General features: G+C 65.5%; 23 protein-coding genes. 8 read left to right on the top strand and 15 right to left on the bottom strand.

From position 1 onward, the window contains the following. Positions 1-70 precede the first annotated feature (70 nt). The gene (locus JWP90_RS08230; RefSeq protein WP_297362301.1) at positions 71-760 is read right to left on the bottom strand and encodes a 1-acyl-sn-glycerol-3-phosphate acyltransferase; all 690 of its coding nucleotides are present in this window, start codon (positions 758-760) and stop codon (positions 71-73) included. Positions 761-777: 17 nt separating this feature from the next. After that, positions 778-1,743, bottom strand: a complete 966-nt coding sequence (locus JWP90_RS08225; RefSeq protein ID WP_297362298.1) for an ROK family glucokinase — start codon at positions 1,741-1,743, stop codon at positions 778-780. Positions 1,744-1,918: 175 nt separating this feature from the next. On the opposite strand from JWP90_RS08225, the gene JWP90_RS08220 reads away from it, so the two are divergent. After that, positions 1,919-3,745: a long-chain fatty acid--CoA ligase gene (locus JWP90_RS08220; protein ID WP_297362296.1), complete on the top strand. Its 1,827-nt coding sequence runs from the start codon at positions 1,919-1,921 to the stop codon at positions 3,743-3,745. 71 nt (positions 3,746-3,816) lie between these two features. Here the strand turns inward: JWP90_RS08220 and def are convergent, their stop codons facing one another. The 3 genes from def to JWP90_RS08205 all read right to left on the bottom strand — a co-directional run bounded on the left by def (position 3,817) and on the right by JWP90_RS08205 (position 9,084). Continuing rightward, positions 3,817-4,308, bottom strand: a complete 492-nt coding sequence (gene def / locus JWP90_RS08215) for a peptide deformylase (protein ID WP_297362292.1) — start codon at positions 4,306-4,308, stop codon at positions 3,817-3,819. A 25-nt stretch (positions 4,309-4,333) separates the two neighbouring features. Beyond that, positions 4,334-5,599, bottom strand: coding sequence for a MinD/ParA family protein (locus JWP90_RS08210; RefSeq protein ID WP_297362289.1), 1,266 nt, complete (start codon positions 5,597-5,599; stop codon positions 4,334-4,336). 77 nt (positions 5,600-5,676) lie between these two features. Next, the gene (locus tag JWP90_RS08205) at positions 5,677-9,084 is read right to left on the bottom strand and encodes a pyruvate carboxylase (RefSeq protein ID WP_297362285.1); all 3,408 of its coding nucleotides are present in this window, start codon (positions 9,082-9,084) and stop codon (positions 5,677-5,679) included. A gap of 75 nt (positions 9,085-9,159) precedes the next feature. Between JWP90_RS08205 and JWP90_RS08200 the strand changes: the two genes are divergently transcribed. Continuing rightward, positions 9,160-9,978 carry a ParA family protein gene (locus JWP90_RS08200; RefSeq protein WP_297362282.1) on the top strand — a complete coding sequence of 273 codons (819 nt, stop codon included), beginning with the start codon at positions 9,160-9,162 and terminating at the stop codon, positions 9,976-9,978. A gap of 150 nt (positions 9,979-10,128) precedes the next feature. On the opposite strand, the gene JWP90_RS08195 is transcribed toward JWP90_RS08200, so the two are convergent. The 4 genes from JWP90_RS08195 to pgsA all read right to left on the bottom strand — a co-directional run bounded on the left by JWP90_RS08195 (position 10,129) and on the right by pgsA (position 12,703). Further along, the gene (locus tag JWP90_RS08195) at positions 10,129-10,674 is read right to left on the bottom strand and encodes a MerR family transcriptional regulator (protein WP_297362279.1); all 546 of its coding nucleotides are present in this window, start codon (positions 10,672-10,674) and stop codon (positions 10,129-10,131) included. A gap of 151 nt (positions 10,675-10,825) precedes the next feature. Further along, positions 10,826-11,476, bottom strand: a complete 651-nt coding sequence (locus tag JWP90_RS08190; protein WP_297362444.1) for a MerR family transcriptional regulator — start codon at positions 11,474-11,476, stop codon at positions 10,826-10,828. 87 nt (positions 11,477-11,563) lie between these two features. Further along, positions 11,564-12,034, bottom strand: coding sequence for an FHA domain-containing protein (locus tag JWP90_RS08185; RefSeq protein ID WP_297362441.1), 471 nt, complete (start codon positions 12,032-12,034; stop codon positions 11,564-11,566). A 51-nt stretch (positions 12,035-12,085) separates the two neighbouring features. Beyond that, positions 12,086-12,703, bottom strand: a complete 618-nt coding sequence (gene pgsA, locus JWP90_RS08180; protein WP_297362276.1) for a CDP-diacylglycerol--glycerol-3-phosphate 3-phosphatidyltransferase — start codon at positions 12,701-12,703, stop codon at positions 12,086-12,088. A 130-nt stretch (positions 12,704-12,833) separates the two neighbouring features. On the opposite strand from pgsA, the gene JWP90_RS08175 reads away from it, so the two are divergent. Further along, entirely contained in the window at positions 12,834-13,703 is an 870-nt protein-coding gene (locus tag JWP90_RS08175) for an SGNH/GDSL hydrolase family protein (protein WP_297362274.1), read from the top strand. Positions 13,704-13,765: 62 nt separating this feature from the next. On the opposite strand, the gene JWP90_RS13185 is transcribed toward JWP90_RS08175, so the two are convergent. Genes JWP90_RS13185 through JWP90_RS08165 form a run of 3 tightly spaced genes read right to left on the bottom strand, consistent with a single transcriptional unit; the run spans position 13,766 to position 16,026 of the window. Further along, positions 13,766-14,125, bottom strand: coding sequence for a hypothetical protein (locus JWP90_RS13185; protein WP_367182697.1), 360 nt, complete (start codon positions 14,123-14,125; stop codon positions 13,766-13,768). 45 nt (positions 14,126-14,170) lie between these two features. Next, positions 14,171-14,896, bottom strand: coding sequence for a methyltransferase domain-containing protein (locus JWP90_RS08170; protein ID WP_297362271.1), 726 nt, complete (start codon positions 14,894-14,896; stop codon positions 14,171-14,173). Continuing rightward, a complete protein-coding gene (locus JWP90_RS08165; RefSeq protein ID WP_297362269.1) occupies positions 14,893-16,026 on the bottom strand; it encodes a type III polyketide synthase in 1,134 nt (377 codons plus the stop codon). The genes JWP90_RS08170 and JWP90_RS08165 overlap by 4 nt, the downstream gene beginning before the upstream one ends. 177 nt (positions 16,027-16,203) lie before the next feature. On the opposite strand from JWP90_RS08165, the gene JWP90_RS08160 reads away from it, so the two are divergent. Further along, complete coding sequence (locus tag JWP90_RS08160) at positions 16,204-16,743, top strand: DNA starvation/stationary phase protection protein (RefSeq protein ID WP_297362266.1); 540 nt, start codon at positions 16,204-16,206, stop codon at positions 16,741-16,743. Here JWP90_RS08160 and JWP90_RS08155 read toward each other — a convergent pair. Both JWP90_RS08155 and JWP90_RS08150 read right to left on the bottom strand, forming a co-directional pair. Continuing rightward, the gene (locus JWP90_RS08155) at positions 16,740-16,961 is read right to left on the bottom strand and encodes a hypothetical protein (protein WP_297362263.1); all 222 of its coding nucleotides are present in this window, start codon (positions 16,959-16,961) and stop codon (positions 16,740-16,742) included. The two genes, JWP90_RS08160 and JWP90_RS08155, sit on opposite strands and share 4 nt — an antisense overlap. Continuing rightward, positions 16,958-17,287, bottom strand: coding sequence for an ATP-dependent DNA ligase (locus JWP90_RS08150; protein WP_297362260.1), 330 nt, complete (start codon positions 17,285-17,287; stop codon positions 16,958-16,960). Before JWP90_RS08150 ends, JWP90_RS08155 begins: the two co-directional genes overlap by 4 nt. A 247-nt stretch (positions 17,288-17,534) precedes the next feature. Here JWP90_RS08150 and JWP90_RS08145 point away from each other — a divergent pair, with 247 nt between their 5' ends. Genes JWP90_RS08145 through JWP90_RS08130 form a run of 4 tightly spaced genes read left to right on the top strand, consistent with a single transcriptional unit; the run spans position 17,535 to position 19,979 of the window. Then, on the top strand, positions 17,535-17,834 hold the full coding sequence (locus JWP90_RS08145; RefSeq protein WP_297362258.1) for a hypothetical protein: 300 nt from the start codon (positions 17,535-17,537) through the stop codon (positions 17,832-17,834). A gap of 32 nt (positions 17,835-17,866) precedes the next feature. Next, on the top strand, positions 17,867-18,430 hold the full coding sequence (locus JWP90_RS08140) for an MBL fold metallo-hydrolase (RefSeq protein ID WP_297362255.1): 564 nt from the start codon (positions 17,867-17,869) through the stop codon (positions 18,428-18,430). Continuing rightward, entirely contained in the window at positions 18,427-18,828 is a 402-nt protein-coding gene (locus tag JWP90_RS08135) for an RNA-binding S4 domain-containing protein (protein ID WP_297362252.1), read from the top strand. Before JWP90_RS08140 ends, JWP90_RS08135 begins: the two co-directional genes overlap by 4 nt. A gap of 26 nt (positions 18,829-18,854) precedes the next feature. Beyond that, positions 18,855-19,979: an acyl-CoA dehydrogenase family protein gene (locus tag JWP90_RS08130; RefSeq protein ID WP_297362249.1), complete on the top strand. Its 1,125-nt coding sequence runs from the start codon at positions 18,855-18,857 to the stop codon at positions 19,977-19,979. 6 nt (positions 19,980-19,985) lie between these two features. Here the strand turns inward: JWP90_RS08130 and JWP90_RS08125 are convergent, their stop codons facing one another. Further along, the gene (locus JWP90_RS08125; RefSeq protein WP_297362246.1) at positions 19,986-20,363 is read right to left on the bottom strand and encodes a VOC family protein; all 378 of its coding nucleotides are present in this window, start codon (positions 20,361-20,363) and stop codon (positions 19,986-19,988) included. Positions 20,364-21,076: the final 713 nt, after the last annotated feature.

The raw sequence follows: 21,076 nt of genomic DNA, 5'->3' as shown, positions 1-21,076 counted from the left end.
AGTCAAATCAGCCACGGAACATTTCCTGTTTCTCTAGGGAAGCGGGCACGAAGAGGCCCAATTGCCCATCCTATCGCGAAAGAGCTGGTGCCTTTCCCTTGACGCTCGTGGCGTAGACGTCGACATATTCCTGCTTACTCAACCGCTGCATCTCGTACATCAGCTCGTCGGTGATGGAGCGGAGAATGAAGCGATCACCTTCCATGCCCTCGAAGCGGCTGAAGTCGAGGGGTTCGCCGATGATGATCCCGATCCGCCTGAACTTCGGAAGCCGCGTTCCGATCGGCATCATCTCGTCGGTGTCGACCATGGCGATCGGAACGATCGGCACGCCGGCCTCGAGCACCATACGGGCGACTCCGGTCCTGCCCCTGTACATCTTGCCGTCAGGGCTTCTCGTCCCCTCCGGGTAGATGCCGAGCAGGTCGCCGCCGCCGAGCACGCGCAGCCCGGTGAGGAGAGACGCCTCTGACGCTTTACCGCCCGAGCGGTCGATCGGCAGTTGCCCTGTGGTCTTCATGAAGACTCTCGTGACCCAGCCTTTGACGCCTTTGCCGGTGAAGTACTCGCTTTTCGCCAGGAACGAGATCCGTCGGTCCAGGTAGAGCGGGAGGAACACCGAGTCGATGACCGACAGATGGTTGGAGGCGATGATCGCTCCGCCGCTCTTCGGGATGTTCTCCTGGCCGACCACCCAGGGGCGGAACAGGGACTTCAGCAGCGGGCCTGCCACCAGGTATTTCATGAACCAATAGAACATCGTCGTTCCAGTATCCCCTATACCCGGTTGCCCGGAATTGTTCGGCGTGCGGATACCCGTGCCAGGTCAGCCGCTCCGACGACACCGGCGTCGTTGACGAGTTCCGCGATGCGAAACTCCGGCTCAGGGTGGTATCCCCGCGCAGGCATGTGTTCGAGGTAGGAATGGCGGATCGGTTCGAGCAGCAACTCGCCGACCTGTGCCACTCCCCCGCCGAAGACGAACAGCTGTGGGTCGAGCACCGCACCGAGGCTGGCACAGCCCTGACCGAGCCAGTTACCGAGCTGGCGGACGGCGGCGAGTGCTCCACCGTCGCCGTCGCCGATCAGCTCGGCCACGTCGTGGCCCGAAAGCACGCCGGTCACACTGCGGCGCTCGGCGAGTGTCTGGCCGATTCCGCCGGCGTCGGCGAACTCATTGGCCATCCGCAAAAGGGCGCGACCGGAACCGTACTGTTCTAGGCATCCGTGCTGGCCGCAGCCGCACGGGAGTCCGTCGGGGATAAGCCGCATATGACCGAGCTCAGCGCCGGCCCCGAACCCGCCGCGGAAGAGCCGGTCCTCGGTGACGAAGGCCCCTCCGACACCGGTGCCGATCGTGAGCATGACCATGTCGCTGACGAGCCGGCCTGCGCCGAACCGGAATTCTGCCCATCCGGCAGCGTTGGCGTCATTCTCGATGATGATGGGCAAGTCGATGCGCGCCGACAACCGTGACTGGAACGGTTCGTTACGCCAATTGATGTTGGGTGCGTAATACACCGTCGACTGCGCAGCGTCGATGAATCCGGCGGCGGCGACTCCGACCCCTTCGACCTGACGACCGGATGCCAGCCTGGTCACCATCTCCACGACCGCGTCTTCGATCAGCTGCGTCGATCCGGTCGGCGTCGCAACGCGCGCCTCTTCGACGATGTTCCCATCGTCATCCACGAGGGCGCCGGCGATTTTCGTTCCGCCGATATCGATGCCGATGGCGTGCACGCGAAAGAACCTCCAGGCAGGGGACGGTGAATACTGTCGAAAGCCACAACAACGATCCTCGCGGCCTGGTTCAGCTTAGTGATCCGGCCCAACTGCCGCCATCGAGCACGGGTCGGTGATCGACTGCCCCCTAGAGTAGACGTATCATGCCCTTACAGGTACCAAAGGAGCTACCTTGGAACAGTTCGAAGTCCCCGCAGCCGTCCCCGCCGACCCGACCGCCAACGCAACCGACCTTCTCGTGGAGCGGGTGAAACTCACTCCGGACTCCGCGCTCTTCGCCGTTCCACGCGGCTCCGGCTGGGAAGACATCTCCACCGCCGAATTTCACCGCCAGGTCATCGCCCTGTCGAAGGGGCTCGTCGCCGCCGGGATCGAGCCGGGCGACAAAATCGGGCTGATGGCCAAGACCAGCTACCAATGGACGCTCATCGACTTCGCGACCTGGTTCGCCGGCGCGATCCTCGTCCCCATCTACGAAACCAGCGCCCCGAGCCAGGTGCAGTGGAACATGAGCGACTCCGGTGCCGTGGCCGTCATTCTCGAGACCGCGGACCACTTCGCCCGGTTCGACGAGGTCCACCCGGAACTCCCGCTCGTCCGAAACGTCTGGCAGATCGACTTGGGCGACCTCGACAAGCTCGCCGCGAGCGGTACGGGAATCGCGGACGAGGAGATCGAACGCCGCCGGAACCTCGCCGTCGGCTCTGACATCGCCACGCTCATCTACACGTCGGGTTCGACCGGCAGGCCCAAGGGCTGCGTCATCACCCACTCGAACTTCGTCGAGCTGTCGCGAAACTCCGCGGTCGCCCTCTCTGAGGTCGTCGACGGACCCGGCGGCGCATCCACGCTGCTGTTCATCACCCTTGCGCACATCTTCGCCCGCTTCATCTCCGTGCTGAACGTGCACGCCGGGGTGAAGACAGGACACCAGCCAGACACCAAGCAGTTGCTCCCATCGCTTGGCTCGTTCAAGCCGAGCTATCTGCTCGCGGTGCCGCGGGTCTTCGAGAAGGTCTACAACTCCGCCGAGCAGAAGGCTGAAGCCGGCGGCAAGGGGAAGATCTTCAGGAGAGCCGCCGACCTGGCCGTTGCCCACTCGATCGCGAAGCAGAAGGGTGGGCCCATCCCGCTCGGCATGAAGCTTCAGTTCGCGCTGTTCGACAAGCTTGTCTACAGTAAGCTGCGCACCGCGATGGGCGGCAACGTCGAGTATGCCGTCTCGGGCTCAGCACCACTCGGCCCGCGACTCGGTCACTTCTTCCACAGCCTCGGCATCGAGATCCTCGAGGGGTACGGGCTCACCGAGACGACGGCACCTGCGACGGTCGGCCGCCCCGGCAAGACCCCGATCGGCACCGTCGGGCCGGCCATGCCCGGTGTCGCCGTCAGGACCCTCGACGACGGCGAGATCGAGGTAAAGGGGATCAACGTCTTCAAGGAGTACTGGAAGAACCCCGAAGCCACGGCTGAATCCTTCCGCGACGGATGGTTCCGCACCGGCGACCTCGGTTCGTTCGACCCAGAGGGCAACCTCACCATCACTGGTCGCAAGAAGGAGATCATCGTCACGGCTGCAGGCAAGAACGTCGCGCCGGCCGCGCTCGAGGACCCGATCCGCTCCAACCCGGTCGTCGGGCAGGTGGTCGTCGTCGGCGATCAGCGCCCGTTCATCTCGGCGCTGATCACTCTGGACCCCGAGATGCTTCCGACCTGGCTCGCCAACAACGGCCAGGAACCGTCCCTCTCGCTGGAGGAAGCGGCGAAAAACCGTGCGGTTCTCGGCGAGATCCAGCGGGCGATCGATGCGGCGAACGGCAAGGTGTCCCGCGCCGAGTCGATCCGCAAATTCGTCGTCCTCCCGACGGAGTTCACCGAAGCCAGCGGGCACCTGACGCCGAAGATGAGCATCAAGCGTCAGGTCATCCTCCAGGACTTCGCGAGCAAGATCGACGATCTGTACGCTGACGCGCCGACCCAGGGCATCCCCCTGGGATAAGCGTCAACGAAACGGCCGGATCTGTTCCCCACGGGGAGCAGAACCGGCCGTTTCGTGTCGGTCGGTGCGTGCTAGAACCAGTTGCTTTCGCGAACTTCCTTCATCGCCGCCCTGCGGTTCTCCTTGTCGAGGCGGTCGAGGTACAACAACCCGTCGAGATGATCGACCTCGTGCTGCAGCGCCTGGGCCAGCAGTCCTGTGCCGCTCAACTCCACTGGGTTCCCGTCGAGGTCGCTGCCGACGACTCGCACGAACGGATAACGCGGGGTGGGGTACCAGAGCCCGGGGACCGAGAGGCAGCCCTCATCGACCGGTTCCTTCTCTCCCCCGGTCTCGACGATGACCGGGTTGAGGATGTAACCGATGTCACCGTCGACGTTGTAACTGAACGCCCGGAGGTTCACCCCGATCTGGCTGGCCGCAACTCCGGCGCGGCCAGGCGGCCGGACACTGTCGAGCAGGTCGTCGACGAGACCCCGGATGCCTTCATCGATGGTGTCGATCGGTGCGGACGCAGTCTTGAGGACCGGATCCCCGAAGATTCGGATTTGTCGTTCTGTCACTGGTGTCTTTCGGTTGGTGCTGTGGTCAGGATCGCGGGGAGGGCAGGCCCTCGACGACGTGTGCTGCGAGGATGCGGGCCGCATGCCTGGTCGCCGGGCGGAGCTGTGTGAAACTGATGGCGGCGCCCGCCGCGAGTTGCGGGTCATAGGGAATGCGGACGATCTCACGGACCCGCGATCGGAAGTGGCTCTCGATCTCGTCCAGCCGCACCATCTGGGCACCCTGCGTCGCCGTATTGAGAGCGACGACGGCGTTGGACACGAGCTGCTCGTAGCCGTTCTGTTCCAGCCAGCTGAGAGTTTCGGATGCCAACCTGGCCTCGTCGACGCTCGATCCTGAGACGATGACGACGGAATCAGCGCGGGACAGCGTCGCCCGCATGACGGAGTGCACGATCCCGGTCCCGCAGTCGGTCAGCACGAACGAGTAAAACCTGGCTGCGAGGTCGGCGACGGTGTTGTAATCGTCCTCGTTGAACGCTTCGGCGAGGTGCGGGTCGGTATCCGAGGCGAGAACGTCGAGGCGGGTCTCATCCCGAGCCACCCGTTCGGAGAATTCGGTGTACCGGGTGATGCTGTCGGCGTCGCGAACGATGTCGCGGACTGTGTATGGGGTGTGCTGGGCGATCCGCTCCGAGAGGGTTCCGCGGTCCGGGTTCGCGTCAACCGCGATGGTGCGGTCGTCGCGGGAATCGGCAAGGGCCATCCCGAGCAGCGCGGTGACGGTGGTCTTGCCGACACCGCCCTTCCTGGTCAGGACGGGCACGAATCGCGCCCCTCCTTCCAACGGACGCCGGATGCGATGGTCCAGTTCCTTGCGCGCGGTCACGGCCGGCGAGTTCCCCAGATTCACCCGGCGGAAGGTAGCGTCGTACACAAGGCGCTGCCAGCGGCCCTCAGGCGGAACACGGGTCGACGGCATCCCTTCGAGGAGGCGATCGCTTGTCAGTAGCGCCGACGTTTCCGGTGCGCCCTTCTGGTACCGCGTTGCGCTGACACCCGTCGGTTCAGGATCTGCAGGCGGAACGGTTGCGACGACCTCGACGGAATGCGTCGTTGGCTGGTCGGCTTGGAGGGTGTCCGGGGTTCCCGCGACGTCGTCGATGGCGACGGCCCGTTCGTCCTCTGGAATGTCGTGGATCGGCGAAGCGGGCAGCTGGACCGACACCGTTGGTGACGATCCGACGACATCGATGGCCGCCGTGTCGATCTTGACGTCATCGAGTATGGGCGCGACGACCTCGTCACCGGTGTGACGTGCGATGCCGCCGCGTCCTCTGGTGGAAGTCACAGGACTACCGCCTTCCTTCGGGTTCGACGACAAGCATAGGCGGGAGCAACGCAAACGTGAGCGTTCCTCTGCGTTCCCTAATCCTCAGGGTGCACCACAGCGATGAGGTCCCCGGCTTCGACCTGCTGAGTGCTGGGGATGGCGAGCCGTTGTACGCGCCCGGCCACGGGCGTGGTGATCGCGGCCTCCATCTTCATCGCCTCGATGGATGCGACGGCGTCACCGGCAGCGACCGTGTCGCCTTCCTGCACCTTGAGGGTCACGACGCCGGAGAACGGCGCGGCGACCTGTCCCGGCTTCGACGTATCGGCCTTTTCGACGACCTTCGACTCCACCTGGATGCTGGTGTCGCGGATGAACACCGGACGCAGCTGTCCGTTGAGCGTCGTCATGACCGTCCGCATCCCCTTGTCGTCCGGCTCGCCGATCGCTTCGAGTCCCGCGTACAGCCGAACGCCCTTTGCGATCTCGATGACGTGCTCCGCACCCGGTTCGAGGCCGTAGAGGTAGTCGATCGTGTCGACGACGGAGAGGTCGCCGTAGGTTTCCCGCACCGACTCGAATTGCTTCGTCGGCGCGGCGAAGAGCAACCGGTTCAGCGTGGCCCGGCGTTCGAGTGAGGTGCCGTCGAGCAACTTCTGGTCATCGTCGCTGAGCGGTGCGACCTCGATGTTGATGTTCTTCCCTGCGAGCACCTTGCTGCGGAAGGGTTCGGGCCAGCCACCGGGCAGGTCACCCAGCTCGCCGGCCATGAAACCGACCACGGAATCCGGGACGTCGTACTTATCCGGGTTCTCGGCGAAGTCCTCCGGGTCGGCTTTCACTGCCGCGAGGTAGAGGGCGAGGTCGCCGACGACCTTCGACGACGGCGTCACCTTGGGCACGCGACCGAGGATGTTGTTCGCCGCGGCGTACATGTCCTCGATGAGCTCGAAGTGGTCGGCGAGGCCAAGCGCGATGGCCTGCTGGCGCAGGTTGGAGAGCTGGCCACCCGGGATCTCGTGGCGGTAGACCCGGCCGGTCGGTCCTGGCAGGCCGGACTCGAACGGCTTGTAGATGTGCCGAACGGCTTCCCAGTACGGTTCGAGGTCGGTGACCGCCTGAAGCGACAGTCCGGTGTCACGTTCGGTGTGCGCGAGCGCGGCGACAAGGGCGGATGCCGACGGCTGGCTGGTCGTGCCTGACATCGGTGCGCTTGCCACATCGACGGCGTCGGCACCGGCCTGGGACGCGGCGAGAAGCGTGGCGAGCTGGCCTCCTGCCGTGTCGTGCGTGTGGACGTGGACGGGCACGTCGAAGCGGTCACGGAACGCGGAGACGAGGCGGGCGGCGGCGGCAGGGCGCAGCAGGCCTGCCATGTCCTTGATCGCGAGGATGTGCGCCCCCGATGACACGATCTCGTCGGCGAGTCTCAGGTAATAGTCGAGCGTGTAGAGGTTCTCGTTCGGGTCGAGGAGATCCCCGGTGTAGCAGACGGCCACTTCGGCGACGGTGGTGCCGGTCGCGAGCACGGCGTCGATCGCCGGGCGCATCTGGCTGACGTCGTTGAGTGCGTCGAAGATGCGGAAGATGTCGACGCCGCTGTCCGCTGCCTCCCGGACGAAGGCATCCGTCACCGCCGTGGGATACGGCGTGTAGCCGACGGTGTTCCGCCCGCGGAGGAGCATCTGGATGTTGATGTTCGGCAGTGCTTCCCGCAGGCTCGACAGGCGTTCCCACGGGTCCTCGCCGAGGAAGCGGAGGGCGACGTCGTATGTCGCTCCGCCCCATGCCTCAACGGACAGCAGCTCAGGCGTCAGCCGGGCCACGTACGGGGCTGCTGCGAGCAGGTCCCGAGTGCGCACCCGGGTGGCGAGGAGCGACTGGTGCGCGTCACGGAAGGTGGTTTCGGTGACGGCGAGGGCGGTCTGCTCGCGGAGGGAACGGGCGAAGCCCTGCGGGCCGAGCTCGAGCAGCCGCTGGCGGGCACCGGCGGGAGCCGGCAGGCTGAGGTCGATCTCTGGCAGCTTCTCGGCGGGGTGGAGGTTCGTCGGCCGCGGACCGTTGGGCTGGTTCACCGTGACGTCGGCGAGCCAGTTCATGATCTTCGTACCGCGGTCCTTTGAGACCCGGCCGCGGACCAGCTCGGGCCGTTCGTCGATGAACGAGGTGCTGAGGTCACCGGCGACGAACGACGGATCCTCGAGAACGGCCTGGAGGAAGGAGATGTTGGTCGAGACGCCGCGGATGCGGAACTCGGCGAGACCGCGCTTCGCCCTGGCGACGGCTGCGGGGAAGTCCCGGCCGCGGCAGGTCATCTTGGCGAGCATCGAGTCGAAGTGCGGGCTGATCTGGGCGCCGGGGTTGATGGTTCCGCCGTCGAGGCGGATACCTCCGCCGCCCGGAGAACGGTACGTCGTGATCTTGCCGGTGTCAGGGCGGAAGTTCTGTGAGGGGTCCTCAGTGGTGATGCGGCACTGCAGCGCCGCGCCGTGAAGCTGGATCTGGTCCTGCGTCAACCGGAGGTCGGCAAGGCTCTCCCCCGCTGCGATGCGGATCTGAGCCTGCACGAGGTCGACGTCTGTCACTTCCTCGGTCACGGTGTGTTCGACCTGGATGCGCGGGTTCATCTCGATGAAGACGTGCTTGCCCTTGTTCGCCCCCGCGGTGTCCAGCAGGAACTCCACGGTTCCGGCGTTCACGTAACCGATCGAGCGGGCGAACGCGATGGCGTCGCGGTACAGGTTGGCTCGGAGTTCATCGCTGATGTTCGGCGCCGGTGCGATTTCTACGACCTTCTGGTTGCGGCGCTGGACCGAGCAGTCCCGCTCGAAGAGGTGCACTGTTTCGCCTGCGGCGTCTGCCAGGATCTGCACCTCGATGTGGCGGGGACGGATCACGGCCTGCTCGAGGAACATGGTCGGGTCGCCGAATGCGCTGTCTGCTTCGCGCATGGCTTCAGCAAGTGCCGGGGCGAGTTCCTCCTTCGTCGCGACGCGTCGCATCCCCCGTCCGCCGCCGCCGGCGACGGCCTTCGCGAAGAGCGGGAAGCCGACCTCGTCCGCGCCGGCGAGGAGTTCATCGATGTCGCGGGATGCCGGCGTGGAAGCGAGCACGGGGACGCCCGCTTCGATCGCGTGGGTCTTCGCGGTGACCTTGTTGCCGGCCATTTCGAGCACGTTCGAGGTGGGTCCGATGAACGTGATGCCGTTCGCCGCGGCCTGCTCTGCGAGGTCGGGGTTCTCCGAGAGGAAACCGTAACCGGGGTAGATGGCATCCGCGCCTGACTCGAGGGCGACACGGATGATCTCCGAAACGTCGAGGTAGGCACGCACCGGGTGTCCCGGTTCACCGATCTGGTATGCCTCATCGGCTTTCAGCCTGTGCATGGAGTTGCGGTCCTCGTACGGGAAGACCGCAACGGTTTTTGCCCCGAGTTCGTACGCGGCGCGGAAAGCGCGAATGGCGATCTCGCCTCGGTTGGCAACAAGAATTTTCTGGAACATGCAGACCTCTCTGGCAGGACAGCGCACAGGGAACAGTTAGGTTCTGCCAGCTTAGTGAAGGTAACGTATCTACTTGTGCACGTACTCAGCGTCTCGAGCCTCAAGGGAGGCGTCGGGAAAACCACTGTCAGCCTTGGCCTGGCGTCCGCCGCGTTCGCGAAAGGCGTCCGGACTCTCGTCGTCGACCTCGATCCCCAGTCGGACGTTTCAACCGGCATGGACATCGCCCTCGCCGGGCGACTCAACGTCGCGGACGTACTCGCTTCTCCCAAGGAGAAGACCGTTCGGCAGGCGATCGCGCCGAGCGGATGGACCAAGTCCCACGCAGGAACGATCGACGTGCTCATCGGCAGCCCGTCTGCGATCAACTTTGACGGACCGCATCCGTCGATCCGTGACATCTGGAAGTTGGAAGAGGCGCTTGCGCACGTCGAGGACGACTACGACCTCGTGCTGATCGACTGCGCTCCCTCACTGAACGCCCTCACCCGCACCGCGTGGGCCGCCAGCGACCGCGTCGTTGTCGTCACCGAACCCGGACTGTTCTCCGTCGCCGCCGCCGACCGTGCCTTGCGTGCGATCGAGGAGATCCGGCGCGGGCTCAGCCCCCGGCTGCAGCCGCTCGGCATCGTCGTCAACCGGGTCCGTTCGCAGTCGGTGGAGCACCAGTTCCGGATCAAGGAACTGCGCGACATGTTCGGCCCCCTCGTTCTCAGCCCACAGCTTCCGGAACGCACGTCGCTCCAGCAGGCGCAGGGAGCTGCTAAACCGCTGCACATCTGGCCGGGCGACAGCGCCCAGGAGATGGCGGCGAACTTCGACCTGCTCCTCGATCGTGTGCTCCGCACCGGCCGCGTCGGCGAGTACGCCGAGACCGCGAACGCCGCACGCTAGAGTCCCGGTCGACCGGGCGAGTCCGGCCCTGACGGGGTTCACCTGTCCCGGACCGGTACACCCCTTGCTCGAGATCACCTGTTCCGGACCGGTACACCCCGCGTGCCGGGTGTTCCTGTCCGCAGGAGGTGTATCGGTGGCGCGGCTCGCTCAGGCCGTGCGTGCGGTGCGACGCGCGGCGAGTTCGTCCATCGGGTCTGCCGCCTGTGAGTCGAACTCGATGAGGGTGGTCTCCACTTCGCGGAGGACCTTGCCGACGGCGATGCCGAAGACTCCCTGCCCCCGGCTCACGAGGTCGATGACCTCGTCATTTGATGTGCAGAGGTAAACGCTTGCTCCGTCGCTCATCAGCGTAGTCTGGGCGAGGTCGTTGATACCGGATTCGCGGAGCTGGTTGACAGCCGTGCGGATCTGCTGGAGCGAGATGCCGGTGTCGAGCAGCCGCTTGACGAGTTTGAGAACGAGGATGTCGCGGAAACCGTACAGGCGCTGCGAACCGGATCCGGCTGCGCCGCGCACTGTCGGCTCGACAAGCCCGGTGCGTGCCCAGTAGTCGAGCTGGCGGTAGCTGATGCCTGCCGCGCGAGCGGCGACGGCCCCGCGGTAGCCGGCCTGGTCGTCCATCTCCGGCAACCCGTCGGTGAAGAGGAGGCCCAGGTCATAGCGAGGACTGTCGTTGGCGGGGATCTCGCTCATCCGTGTGCTCCTCTGTGTTCGACTGCGGCGGTACCGCACAGTCCACGGTACCGAGGGCTGCGGTCTTCTTCAACGACATCCGCGCTGACGGCGTCGGCGTGTCGGCTGGCTGTGATCGTTCTGTGACAATCGGCCAAAGTTCAGTCTAATCTCACGACGTCAATCGGCCCAGTGCGCTTCGGACGAGGCTGGCTCGGATGACGTCGAGCTGGCCTGCGATTTCGCCGGACAGTTCGGCTGCGCGGGCGCGGCTGCCCGCGTCCTTGCGTCGGGCGATGGGAAGCAGCGCGCTCTCGATCATGCTGACTTCCCGCTCGGCCGTCGCACGGTAGCCCCGGAGATGACGAGGTTCGATGCCGCACTTCTTGAGCGCGACGAGTGATCGAAGTACCGTCACCGCGTCCTCGCCGTAGGTCTCCGCCGGGGTGAGGATGGACGCGGAGATGGCCTCGGAGAAGAGTGTCGCCGACGCCCCGGACTCGCGGAGAACGTCCTCCCGCTGGTAGCGGCGCCCGGCGGGAATGATCGAGGAGATCTGGCCGCCGGCTGAAGCCCCAGGGAGGGCGGGAGCGCGCCCGGCGTCGATCTCTGCCAGGTGGCCGCGGATGACCTTGAGCGGGAGGTAGTGGTCACGCTGCATGGAGAGGATCAGCCTCAGCCGCTCCACGTCCTGCGGCGAGAACTTGCGGTATCCCGATTTCGTCCGCGAGGGAGAGACCAGACCCTGCTCCTCGAGGAAACGCAGCTTCGAATTGCTGAGCTCGGGAAACTCCTTCGCCAGTCGCGCCAGAACCTGGCCGATGCTGAGGAGCTGCGGAGCCGGTGAGGTCCTCGATTTGCCGGGGTCGCGCTGGTCGTAGCTCTGCTGCGCTGCCTGGCCAGTCACGGTCTAGGCGCCCGCTGGCGGGTGCAGGTCGAGTCTGGACGGGTAGAAGGTCAGGCGGAATTTGCCGATCTGGACTTCAGCTCCGTCGCTCAGCAGCGCGCTGTCGATCCGGACCCCGTCGAAATAGGTGCCGTTGAGTGAGTTGAGGTCCTTGATCTCGAACGCCACCCCGTGCCTGAGGAACTCGGCGTGTCGACGCGAGACCGTGACATCATCGAGGAAGATTTCGGCGTCTGGATGCCTGCCGGCCAACGTCACATCAGCGTCGAGAAGGAAACGGGCGCCGCTGTTCGGGCCCCGCCGAACGATCAGCAGTGCTGACCCGCTCGGCAGCGCGGCGATGGCGTCGTGCTCTTCAGCGCTGACATCGCTGTCGACGCTCGACAGGTTTGCGCCGAACTCCCGGCTGAAACTCGCGGTTGTATCGTTCGCGGCACCGCCGGCTGCATCGTTCTGCGCCGCTGGCTCGCGCAGAAACGCCCCTGTGTGGGGAGTCTGCTCGTGGGGATATGACACCTGAACCTCCTAGGGTTCCAGCGTATCGGATTGAGGCTCCGTCTGTCCCTTGGGTATTCCACTGGCTCTCACCGTTTGAAGCAGGTACAACCCGCCGGCCCACCAGTACAGCGCGGCACCCAGGATGGCGACGATGAGTCCGACCGGCTGGGTGACAACCGCGGTCGCCGGGAAAGCAGCCGCGAGCATGAGAAGCGGGAGGCCGACGAAGAGGCATGCGGTGGCCCACTTCCCCACCCAGTTCACCGGGAAAGCGCCATGGCCGATCTTGGCCAGCCAGGCGGCCAGCGCGATGAGCATGACATCTCTGGCAATGATGACCACGACGAGCCAGAGCGGGATGAGGTCGCGCCAGCCCAGGCCGAGCAGTGCCGCGAGGATGTAGAGCCGATCAGCTGCAGGGTCGAGCAACTGGCCGAGCTTCGACACCTGGTTGAGACGCCTGGCGAGGTATCCGTCGAGAAAGTCGGTGAAACCCGACAGTGCCAGGACAGCGAGTGCGGCCAGGTCCTCTCCCTCGACGAGAAGAACGAGAAAGACCGGGACGAGGGCGAGGCGCAGGAAACTCAGGATGTTCGGGACCGTCAGGATACGGTCACTCGCTTCTGGTTCCGCCCGGTGTTCCACGCCACCAGTCTAAAGACCGCCGGGAGTGATCGACGAGTCGGCGCGCGGTCCTCGCTCCCCGACACCGGCCGGCTCCCCCAGAGTGAGGGGGATGGCGGGAGAGGGTCGCTGAAGGTCGTACTGTTTACGCATGAGCCCGTCGCCCCGACTGACCCCGTTGGATCCTCGTCAGCACGGTCGTCGTTTCATCTCGATGATGCTCCTCCGCGTCGGAATCCCGGTCGTGGTAGCCGGAGTGATCCTCAGCGTCGCCTTCGCAACGGTGCCGCGGCCGGCGGCTGGAACGTCCGCAGGCGTTGACACAGGGCCAGCCCTCGCGGCGGAGCCCCGGTCTGAGCTTGTCCCCTTCGTCGACGCACGGGATCGGCTGGCCGACGACGGGCGCCCGTTCATCGTCACCGTGATCGGCGACTCGACCGGCAACGAGCCGGGTGAATGGGTCGACCTGGCATTCCAGCAACTCGCCGAGGACCTCGACCGGCCCCTGATCCAGCATCCGTGGGACGTCCTCACCGGCAGCTATTCGCCGGAGGTCCGGTCGAACGAGGATGGGGCATCCGCACCGATCATCGTCTGGAACGGTTCGGCGAGCGGCAAGACCGGCAAGTACTCGCTCACGCACTTCGACATGCTGGTGCCCGAGCAACCCGATCTCATTCTCTTCAACCACGGCCTGAACAATGTGCCGGATCCGCAGGCGGTGGCCCCGCAGCTCGCCGCGCTGGTCGCGGAGACGGAACGATACTGGCCGAAGACCGTCGGCTATGCGGCGATCCTCGAGAATCCGCGATTCGACGGCTGGGCGACCGAACACACCATGGTGATCGACAACGTGACCTCCTGGCTCGCCGAGAACCAGGCCGTTCGACCGATCGACGCACACGCCGCCTACCTGGCCGCGCCAGCGCCTGAGCTGCTTCTCCTGCCCGACCTCCTGCATCCGAGTCCCGCTGGTTCCGCGGTCACCGCGACCACCGTGCTTGAGGCGTTGCTCCGCTGACGAGCAAAGCGTCCCCATCGTGAACACGCGGGCGACATGCCGACCGACGGGTGGCAGCGAGATCAGCGTCGCAAGCAGCACTCGGCCCCGCTGAAACACCCCAGGGGCCGGCCGGCCCAACAGCATGTTCTCTTCCGCCTGGCCTGCGGCCCGTCGGGCGAGAGCCGCCTGACCGTCGATGAACCGTGAGCCCCCTCGTGCACCACCCAGCGCCGCACACCGCCCGGTAACAGAAAAGACTCCACGATTCCGTCGGGCCGAGCGACCCCACGCGAGTTGTGCACGCCTGCGTCCCGGATCTGGTCATCGACGCCGATCGCATCGAGCAAGCGAAGGGACGGTGGATGGATGCCGATGGCGCGAAACGAAGCGGACGTCCCGGTCCTGGCGTCGACGGCGACGGCGTCGAGGCAGGCATCGATGAGAACGACGAGGAACGCGCCGACCGGGCGCCGACGATCGCGACGTCATGCACCGCACGGGTCCGGCTCGAAGAGCAGCAACAGGCGGTGCGGCGCCTGCGCTCTGACCGTCCAACCTCGCGGCGCGAGGGCAGCGAGCTCCTCGAGGCGGTAGCTGCGCCGGATCGAGAGCAACCCATCCTCACGGATGAACGATCCGCGGAACCCGGCCGCCGTGAACGCCGAGAACAACAGGTAGGCCGCAGCGGATCGGCGGATGTCACTGTGGATGACCGCACGACGGGCGAGTCGCTCGGAGTCGGCGAACACTGCGCCGAGTTCGGCGGCTCCGAGGTGGTGCAGCACATGGTTCGAGATGACGAAGTCGAAACGGGCGCCCTCGTCGGCAAGGTCGGTGCTTGCGCACCGCCGAAAAACGATGCCATCGACGGGCGGCAGCGTCTGCACGTAGTCGAACGCTCGTGGATCCGGGTCGACGGCCGTGACGTCGAGCCTCACGCCGTCGTCGCGTGCCCAGCCGACAAGGGCCCTCGCGAGGTCGCCACCGCCGGAGCCGATGTCAACGAGGCTCTGCACCGGTCCGCTGAACCGTGGCCGGATCTGCGAAACGTACGTTTTCCGCCATCCGGACACCACCCGGTTCACCCGGGGGAAGGCTGCGTAGGTTCGGAACAGCGTCTCCCTGTCGCAGGACGGCTCGTCCATGCGCTCGACGAGCGCGTCGTCGCGCGTCGCCAGCGGCGGAATGAATCGCTGCTGCCGTGCCATCATGACCCGGCGGCGACGCGGGTGAACAGTCCTGTCTCGACGGTGAGCCCCGGCCCGAACGCCATGGCGCAGACGCGCTCGTCGCCTCCTGCCGCCACCTGCTCGAGGATCTCCTTGAGCACGAACAGCACAGTGGCGCTCGACATGTTGCCGTAATCGCGGAGGATCCGCCTCGACGGTTCGAGCTGGCTTTCGCTGAGGCCGAGCTTCGCTTCCACCTTGTCGAGGATGCTTCGCCCGCCCGGGTGGATGGCCCAGTGCCGGATGCCCGCGGCCGGGTCGGCAGCGAGCGCCGGTTCCTTCGAGAGCAGAGGCCCAAGCGCGCCCTCGATGTACGTATCGATGATCTTCGGCACGGCCGCGCTGAGCACCATCTGGAACCCGGTGTCACCGATGGTCCACGCCATGTCCTTCTCCCCCACCGGAGTCAGGTCGCTGGCGAGCCGGTCGATCGCCAGCGACGGGGCATCCGGTGCGGGGCTGGCGGTGACGACGGCGGCGGCGGCGCCATCGCCGAAGACGGAGGACGCGACGATCTGGTCCGGATCGTTCGATGACTGCACGTGGATGGTGCACAGCTCGCAGGAGACAACGAGCACGACGGCATCGGGGTCGGCAACACAGAACGCGGCGGCGGCACGCAAAGCCGGGAACGCGGCGTAACAACCCATGAACCCGATGTTGTACCGCTCCGTGCTCGTTGGCAGTCCTAGCTGTCGAACGAGCTCGTAGTCGGGGCCAGGGGCGTAGAACCCGGTGCACGACACCGTCACCACATGGGTGACATCGGTTTCATCGATTTCCGGGCACGCATCGAGAGCGGCTCGCGCGGCCGCATGGAACAACGGGCCGGCCTCCCGGACGTAAATGTCGTTGCGGGCGCGCGTCGACGGCGACCTCAACGCTCCGTTGGACGTATCGAAAAACACCGGCTCGATCACCGGCGTTTCCCTGTCGAAGTCACCGATGATGCTCCGTCTGGTCTCGATGCCTGACATGTCGAACGACGTGCGTACGAGCCGCTGCCCCAACCGCGTGAGTCCGGGCTGCGCCGAGAACACTTCCCGTGCATCCGCCTGCACGAGAACGGTGGGCGGCACTGCAGTCTGGATGGTGCGGATGTACGCGGGCATAGTTCACCTTAGTTAGAGGAGAAGAGAGCACGCCCGCGCTTGACTATTCCACTGAAAACCCACAGCTTTCCCGGCGCCCGTTATCAGCTCTGCCAGCGATTGCAAGGCCCTTGAGGCCATCGCGGATCAGCGCCTAGCCTGTCAGATGTCTACACCCATCTTCGAAAGGACTTCTTCATGTCGACAGCAACCGGCGAACGCACCGCCACCGCAGAAGCAGGGGCGAAGACGACCAGGCGACAGAAACCTGAGCGTGGATTCCTGGCCTCGAAGGAGCTCGCTGACTGCATGCAGAAGGTTCTTGTTGACCTCATCGAGCTGCACGTCCAGGGAAAGCAGGCGCACTGGAATGTGGTCGGCAAGAACTTCCGCGACCTTCACCTTCAGCTCGACGAGGTCGTCGAGGCCGCGCGCGAGTTCTCCGACGAGGTCGCTGAACGGATGCGCGCCCTGCACGCCACCCCGGACGGCCGAAGCGACACCGTCGCGCAGAACACCACGTTGCCCGAGTACCCGGCTGGCGAGACGGACACGGCGAAGACGGTCGACCTCATCACGGTCCGCATTGAAGCGGCTGTCGCCACCATGCGGGACGTCCACGACCAGGTGGACGAGGAAGACCCGACCACTGCAGACATTCTGCACGCCATCATCGCGAAGCTCGAGCAGTATGCCTGGATGATCAGCGCGGAGAACCGCACAACGAGCAAGAACTAGTCGGAGGTCACGGTCGCCATCACATCTACGACGGCGACCGTGATCCCCGAAGCGATGAGAAGGTAAGCCGGTTCCAGGATGCCTTCGCCGCTGTTGGCTTCAAGCCAGTGCGGCGAACCGCTCATCAAGGCGTCGGTGATTTCCTTCTGCACGTCGGCGATATCCCGATTCGGGATCGTGTACTTCCCGCCCCCATAGAGAACTTCGATGCGCTTCACAGTTGGGCCGCGTCCGTCGGCACGGAGCCGGCAGACGGCTCAGGCACGATCTGCAATCCCCCTGCGGAGTTGGACGACGCGCTCAACGCAATGATCCACTCGCGGTTAAGAGCCGGTAGGCGGGATCCAAAGTATTTGTAGTGCAGCGGGATGTTGGGGGCAAGCCAGATGGTACTGCGCCCGTCTCCGACGGCCGGGTCGTCTTTCCAGCTGAAATAGAACGACTCACCACGCCGCAGTTTCGCGCCGATCACGATCTGGAGGTGAGCGAGCACCCGGTCGTCGAAGTCGACAGTGAGCGTCGAGTCGTAGAAGAGCTTGCCCATCGGAACCTTTCAGAGTTTCCTGGATCAGCGGGGGAACCGATCCATTCTGTACCTTAGTCGCCCGGGAAGCCGCGATGCGAGAGATGGCGGTGCGCTTCTCCGTAATCTGAGACGCCGCCGGGGCGGCGGACGGCCGGTGGATCGCCCGCATAATCGCCCGCCCCCGGTGACACAAGCCCCTTGAGGGTATGGCCCCGACCGGAGGACAGTCGATGGGATGAGACGACTTTACTATTCGAGTGGATCCATGCTGACCAGTGATGAGGTGTGCGAAGCCGTCCTCCGATACGCACGAGCGCTGGGAAAGACGGAGGATGCCGACATCATCCGCGTCCCTGTCCTCACTGACGATGGGTTGTCCGGTGTCGCCCATATGCTGGTCGGACCAGCCAGCCAGCTTTTCTCGATACCGGCTCCGAGCCTGGGAGACGAGCCGTTCGACGCCGAACTCATCGACGAACTCAACGCGATGACGCGATCACTACAACCCAGCCGCCCCGAAGCGGAAGCAGCCAGAAGCGACGTGCTCGACCTCGACATGCCCTGAGCAGTGGAACGCACGGCCCGTAGTATCGAGCCATGTCAGCCTGGAACGAAGTCGCCGACCGCGTTTACCAGCGCCGCTACGATCCCCTCGACATTTCGGTATCCGTGGTCGTCGGGGACGACGATCTTCTCCTGGTCGACACCCGGTACAACCCGCGTGAGGCCGAGGAGGTTCGCTCGGATATCGCCGAGCTCAGCACGCTTCCCATTCGATGGGTGGCCAACACGCACGCGCACTACGATCACAGCTTCGGCAATCAGCGGTTCACCGACGCCGAGATTCTCGGTCATCACCTCCTCCCGAAACACTTCGCCGAATACGAGGCGCCGCGGCTCGCCGGATGGGCCGGGATCCCGTCGGCGCGGCCACAGCATGACTGGCAAGGGGGCCTGCTGACGCCGCCGACCACGCTCATGTCATCCGTGCAGGAACTCGACCTCGGCAACCGGCGTGTGCGGTTTCCTCCGCTTGCACCTGGCCACACCGACACCGACCTCGTCGTCGAGATCACGGATGCCGTGACGAGTCTGCTGTCCACCGTGGGTACACGCAGCTGTCGGCCACCGGCCAGGCTCCGACGTAGGCTCGGAGGATGAACACACCAGTCGCGAGCGCGCGGGTCGACAGCTGGCTGTGGGCCGTTCGCATCTACAAAACCCGGTCTCTGGCGACGACGGCCTGCCGGGCCGGGCACGTCCGGGTCGGCGGTGAACGGGTCAAGGCGTCGTACCCGGTGAAGATCGGCGATGAGGTCCGGGTGAGGGAAGGCGGCTTCGACCGCATCGTCGAGGTGTCTCGCATCGTGGTCAAGCGAGTGGGAGCGAGCGTCGCAGCCGAGTGCCTGATCGACAGGACTCCCCCGCCCCCGCCGCGGGAAGAGGTCCCCCTCGTGCCGATGCGCGACCGTGGTGCGGGGCGCCCGACGAAACGGGAGAGACGTGACCTCGAGAAATTGCGCGGCCGGGATACCGTCGCCCACGACCAGGAGGACTGACGGGGCGGTTGGGTAGTCTGAGGGTCGTGACGAACCTGGAGATCGACCTGCTCAAACGGATCCGCTCGAGGGCTGCCGGCTACGACCGAGACAACCGCTTCTTCACCGAAGACCTCGACGAACTCCGGGATGCCGGATACCTCGCCCCGCAGTCGCTCGCCGACGGTGTGAGGAACCAGAGGCTCCTCGCCCGGTATGCCCCCGCGACGGCGCTGGGGATCAACATGCACCATGTTGTGGTCGGGGTCGCGCGGGTTCTGCACGACCGGGGAGATTCGAGTCTCGACTGGATTCTCGACGACGCCAGGCACGGCGAGCTGTTCGCTTTCGGTGTCAGCGAGGCCGGCAACGACGACGTGCTGTTCGATTCGCGAACGGTGGCGACGCCGACAGGGGACGGAGGGGCCTCGTTCACCGGACGCAAGATCTTCACCTCACTTTCGCCGGCATGGACCCGCCTGGGCATCTTCGGCCGCGATGACTCCGACCCGGCCAATCCCTCCCTCGTGCACGGGTATCTCACGCGGGACACCGACGGCCACCGTCCGGTCGGCAGTTGGACCCCACTCGGAATGCGTGCGACACAGAGCTTCTCGACCCAACTCGACGGCGCCGTCGTTCCCGCCGAGCGGATCGCCCGAATCCTCCCCGTGGGCCCGAGCCGCGACCCGTACGTCTTCGGCATCTTCAGCAACTTCCTGCTGCTCATCGGCGCGGTGTATGCGGGGATCGGCGACCGCGCCCTCGAGCTCGGGGTCGACGCCGTCGGGCAGCGCAGGTCGCTGAAGAACGGAGGGCGGCGCTACTCCGACGACCCGGACATCCGCTGGCAGCTGGCAGATGCCGCTATCGCCCTCGATTCGGTCGGACCACAACTCGAGTCACTCGCCGGCGATGTCGATTCGCTCGCCGACCACGGCTCCGCGTGGTTCCGGCTGCTGGTCGGCGCGAAAACGCGTGCCGTTGACGTCAGCCGCGGCGTCGTGGAAACGGCCATCCGTGTCTCCGGTGGCAGCGCATACGACGCCGAGCACGAGCTGTCGAGGCTCTACCGTGACGCACTCGCCGGGTTGTTCCACCCGAGCGATCCGGAATCCGCACACTCGACGGTGGCGACGAACCTGCTCGGTCCGCCGGCCGAGCGGTCCTGACCCGACCTACTCTGCGATCACGGACAGGACGTTGCCCGCCGGGTCACGGAACCAGGCGATCATCGGTCCGTTGTCGCGCATGATGCCTCTGTCATCGGTGGGCAGATCGGGATCGTCATAAATCTTCGTCTGGATGCCCTTGCCGTTGAGGTCGTGCACGGCGGTGTCGACATCTGAGACGACGAAGTTGAGGATGGTGAAGCTCGCCGGTGAGTGGTCCGGCTTCGGATAGGCAAGGACGTCCGCGCCTCCTGGCAGGATGATCCTGATGAAGCCCATCTCGTCGTCGGTGACCGTCAGCCCCAGTTTCTCGGAGTAGAACGACCTGGCCGCGTCGATGTCGTCGACACTGAAACCGCTGAACGCGCGAACCGGTGTGAACATGGCTTTCCCTTCTTGCGGAAACACCGTTCACGATGGCACAGCCCGGCGCTGACCGCGAGGGGGTTCCGGTATCCATCGACGGTTTCTAGCCTGTCGCCGAACAGCCGGAGGACTCGCTCATGGACATGCGAATCGAACTCATCGCCGTGCCGGTCGCCGATGTGGACCGCGCGAAGGCGTTCAACCCACCGCTGGTCGAGTAGGCCGCTCCTCCGTCGCTACTCGATCACCAACCCCCGCTGGTCGAGTAGGCCGCCCGCGGCCATATCGAGACCCCCACGAACACCCGAATCTCGATACGCTCCTCCGTCACTACTCGATCACCGACCCCCCCTGGTCGAGCAGGCCGCCCGCCGCCATATCGAACCCCCACCGAACACCCGAATCTCGATACGCTCCTCCGTCGCTACCCGATCACCAACCCCCAGCTGGTCGAGTAGGCCGCCCGCGGCCGTACCGAGACCCCCACCCAACACCCGAATCTCGATACGCTCCTCCGTCACTACCCGATCACCAACCCCCGCCGGTCGAGTAGGCCGCCCGCGGCCATATCGAGACCCCCACCAAACACCCGAATCTCGATACGCTCCTCCGCCACTACTCGATCACCGACCCCCCGCTGGTCGAGTAGGCCGCCCGCGGCCATATCGAGACCCCCACGAACACCCGAATCTCGATACGCTCCTCCGTCACTACTCGATCACCGACCCCCC

This window comes from Mycetocola sp. (assembly GCF_025464835.1).
Lineage (GTDB): Bacteria > Actinomycetota > Actinomycetes > Actinomycetales > Microbacteriaceae > Mycetocola_A.
The sequence above is the reverse complement of the archived record's forward strand: the minus strand, read 5'-3'. Positions and strand labels throughout refer to the sequence as shown.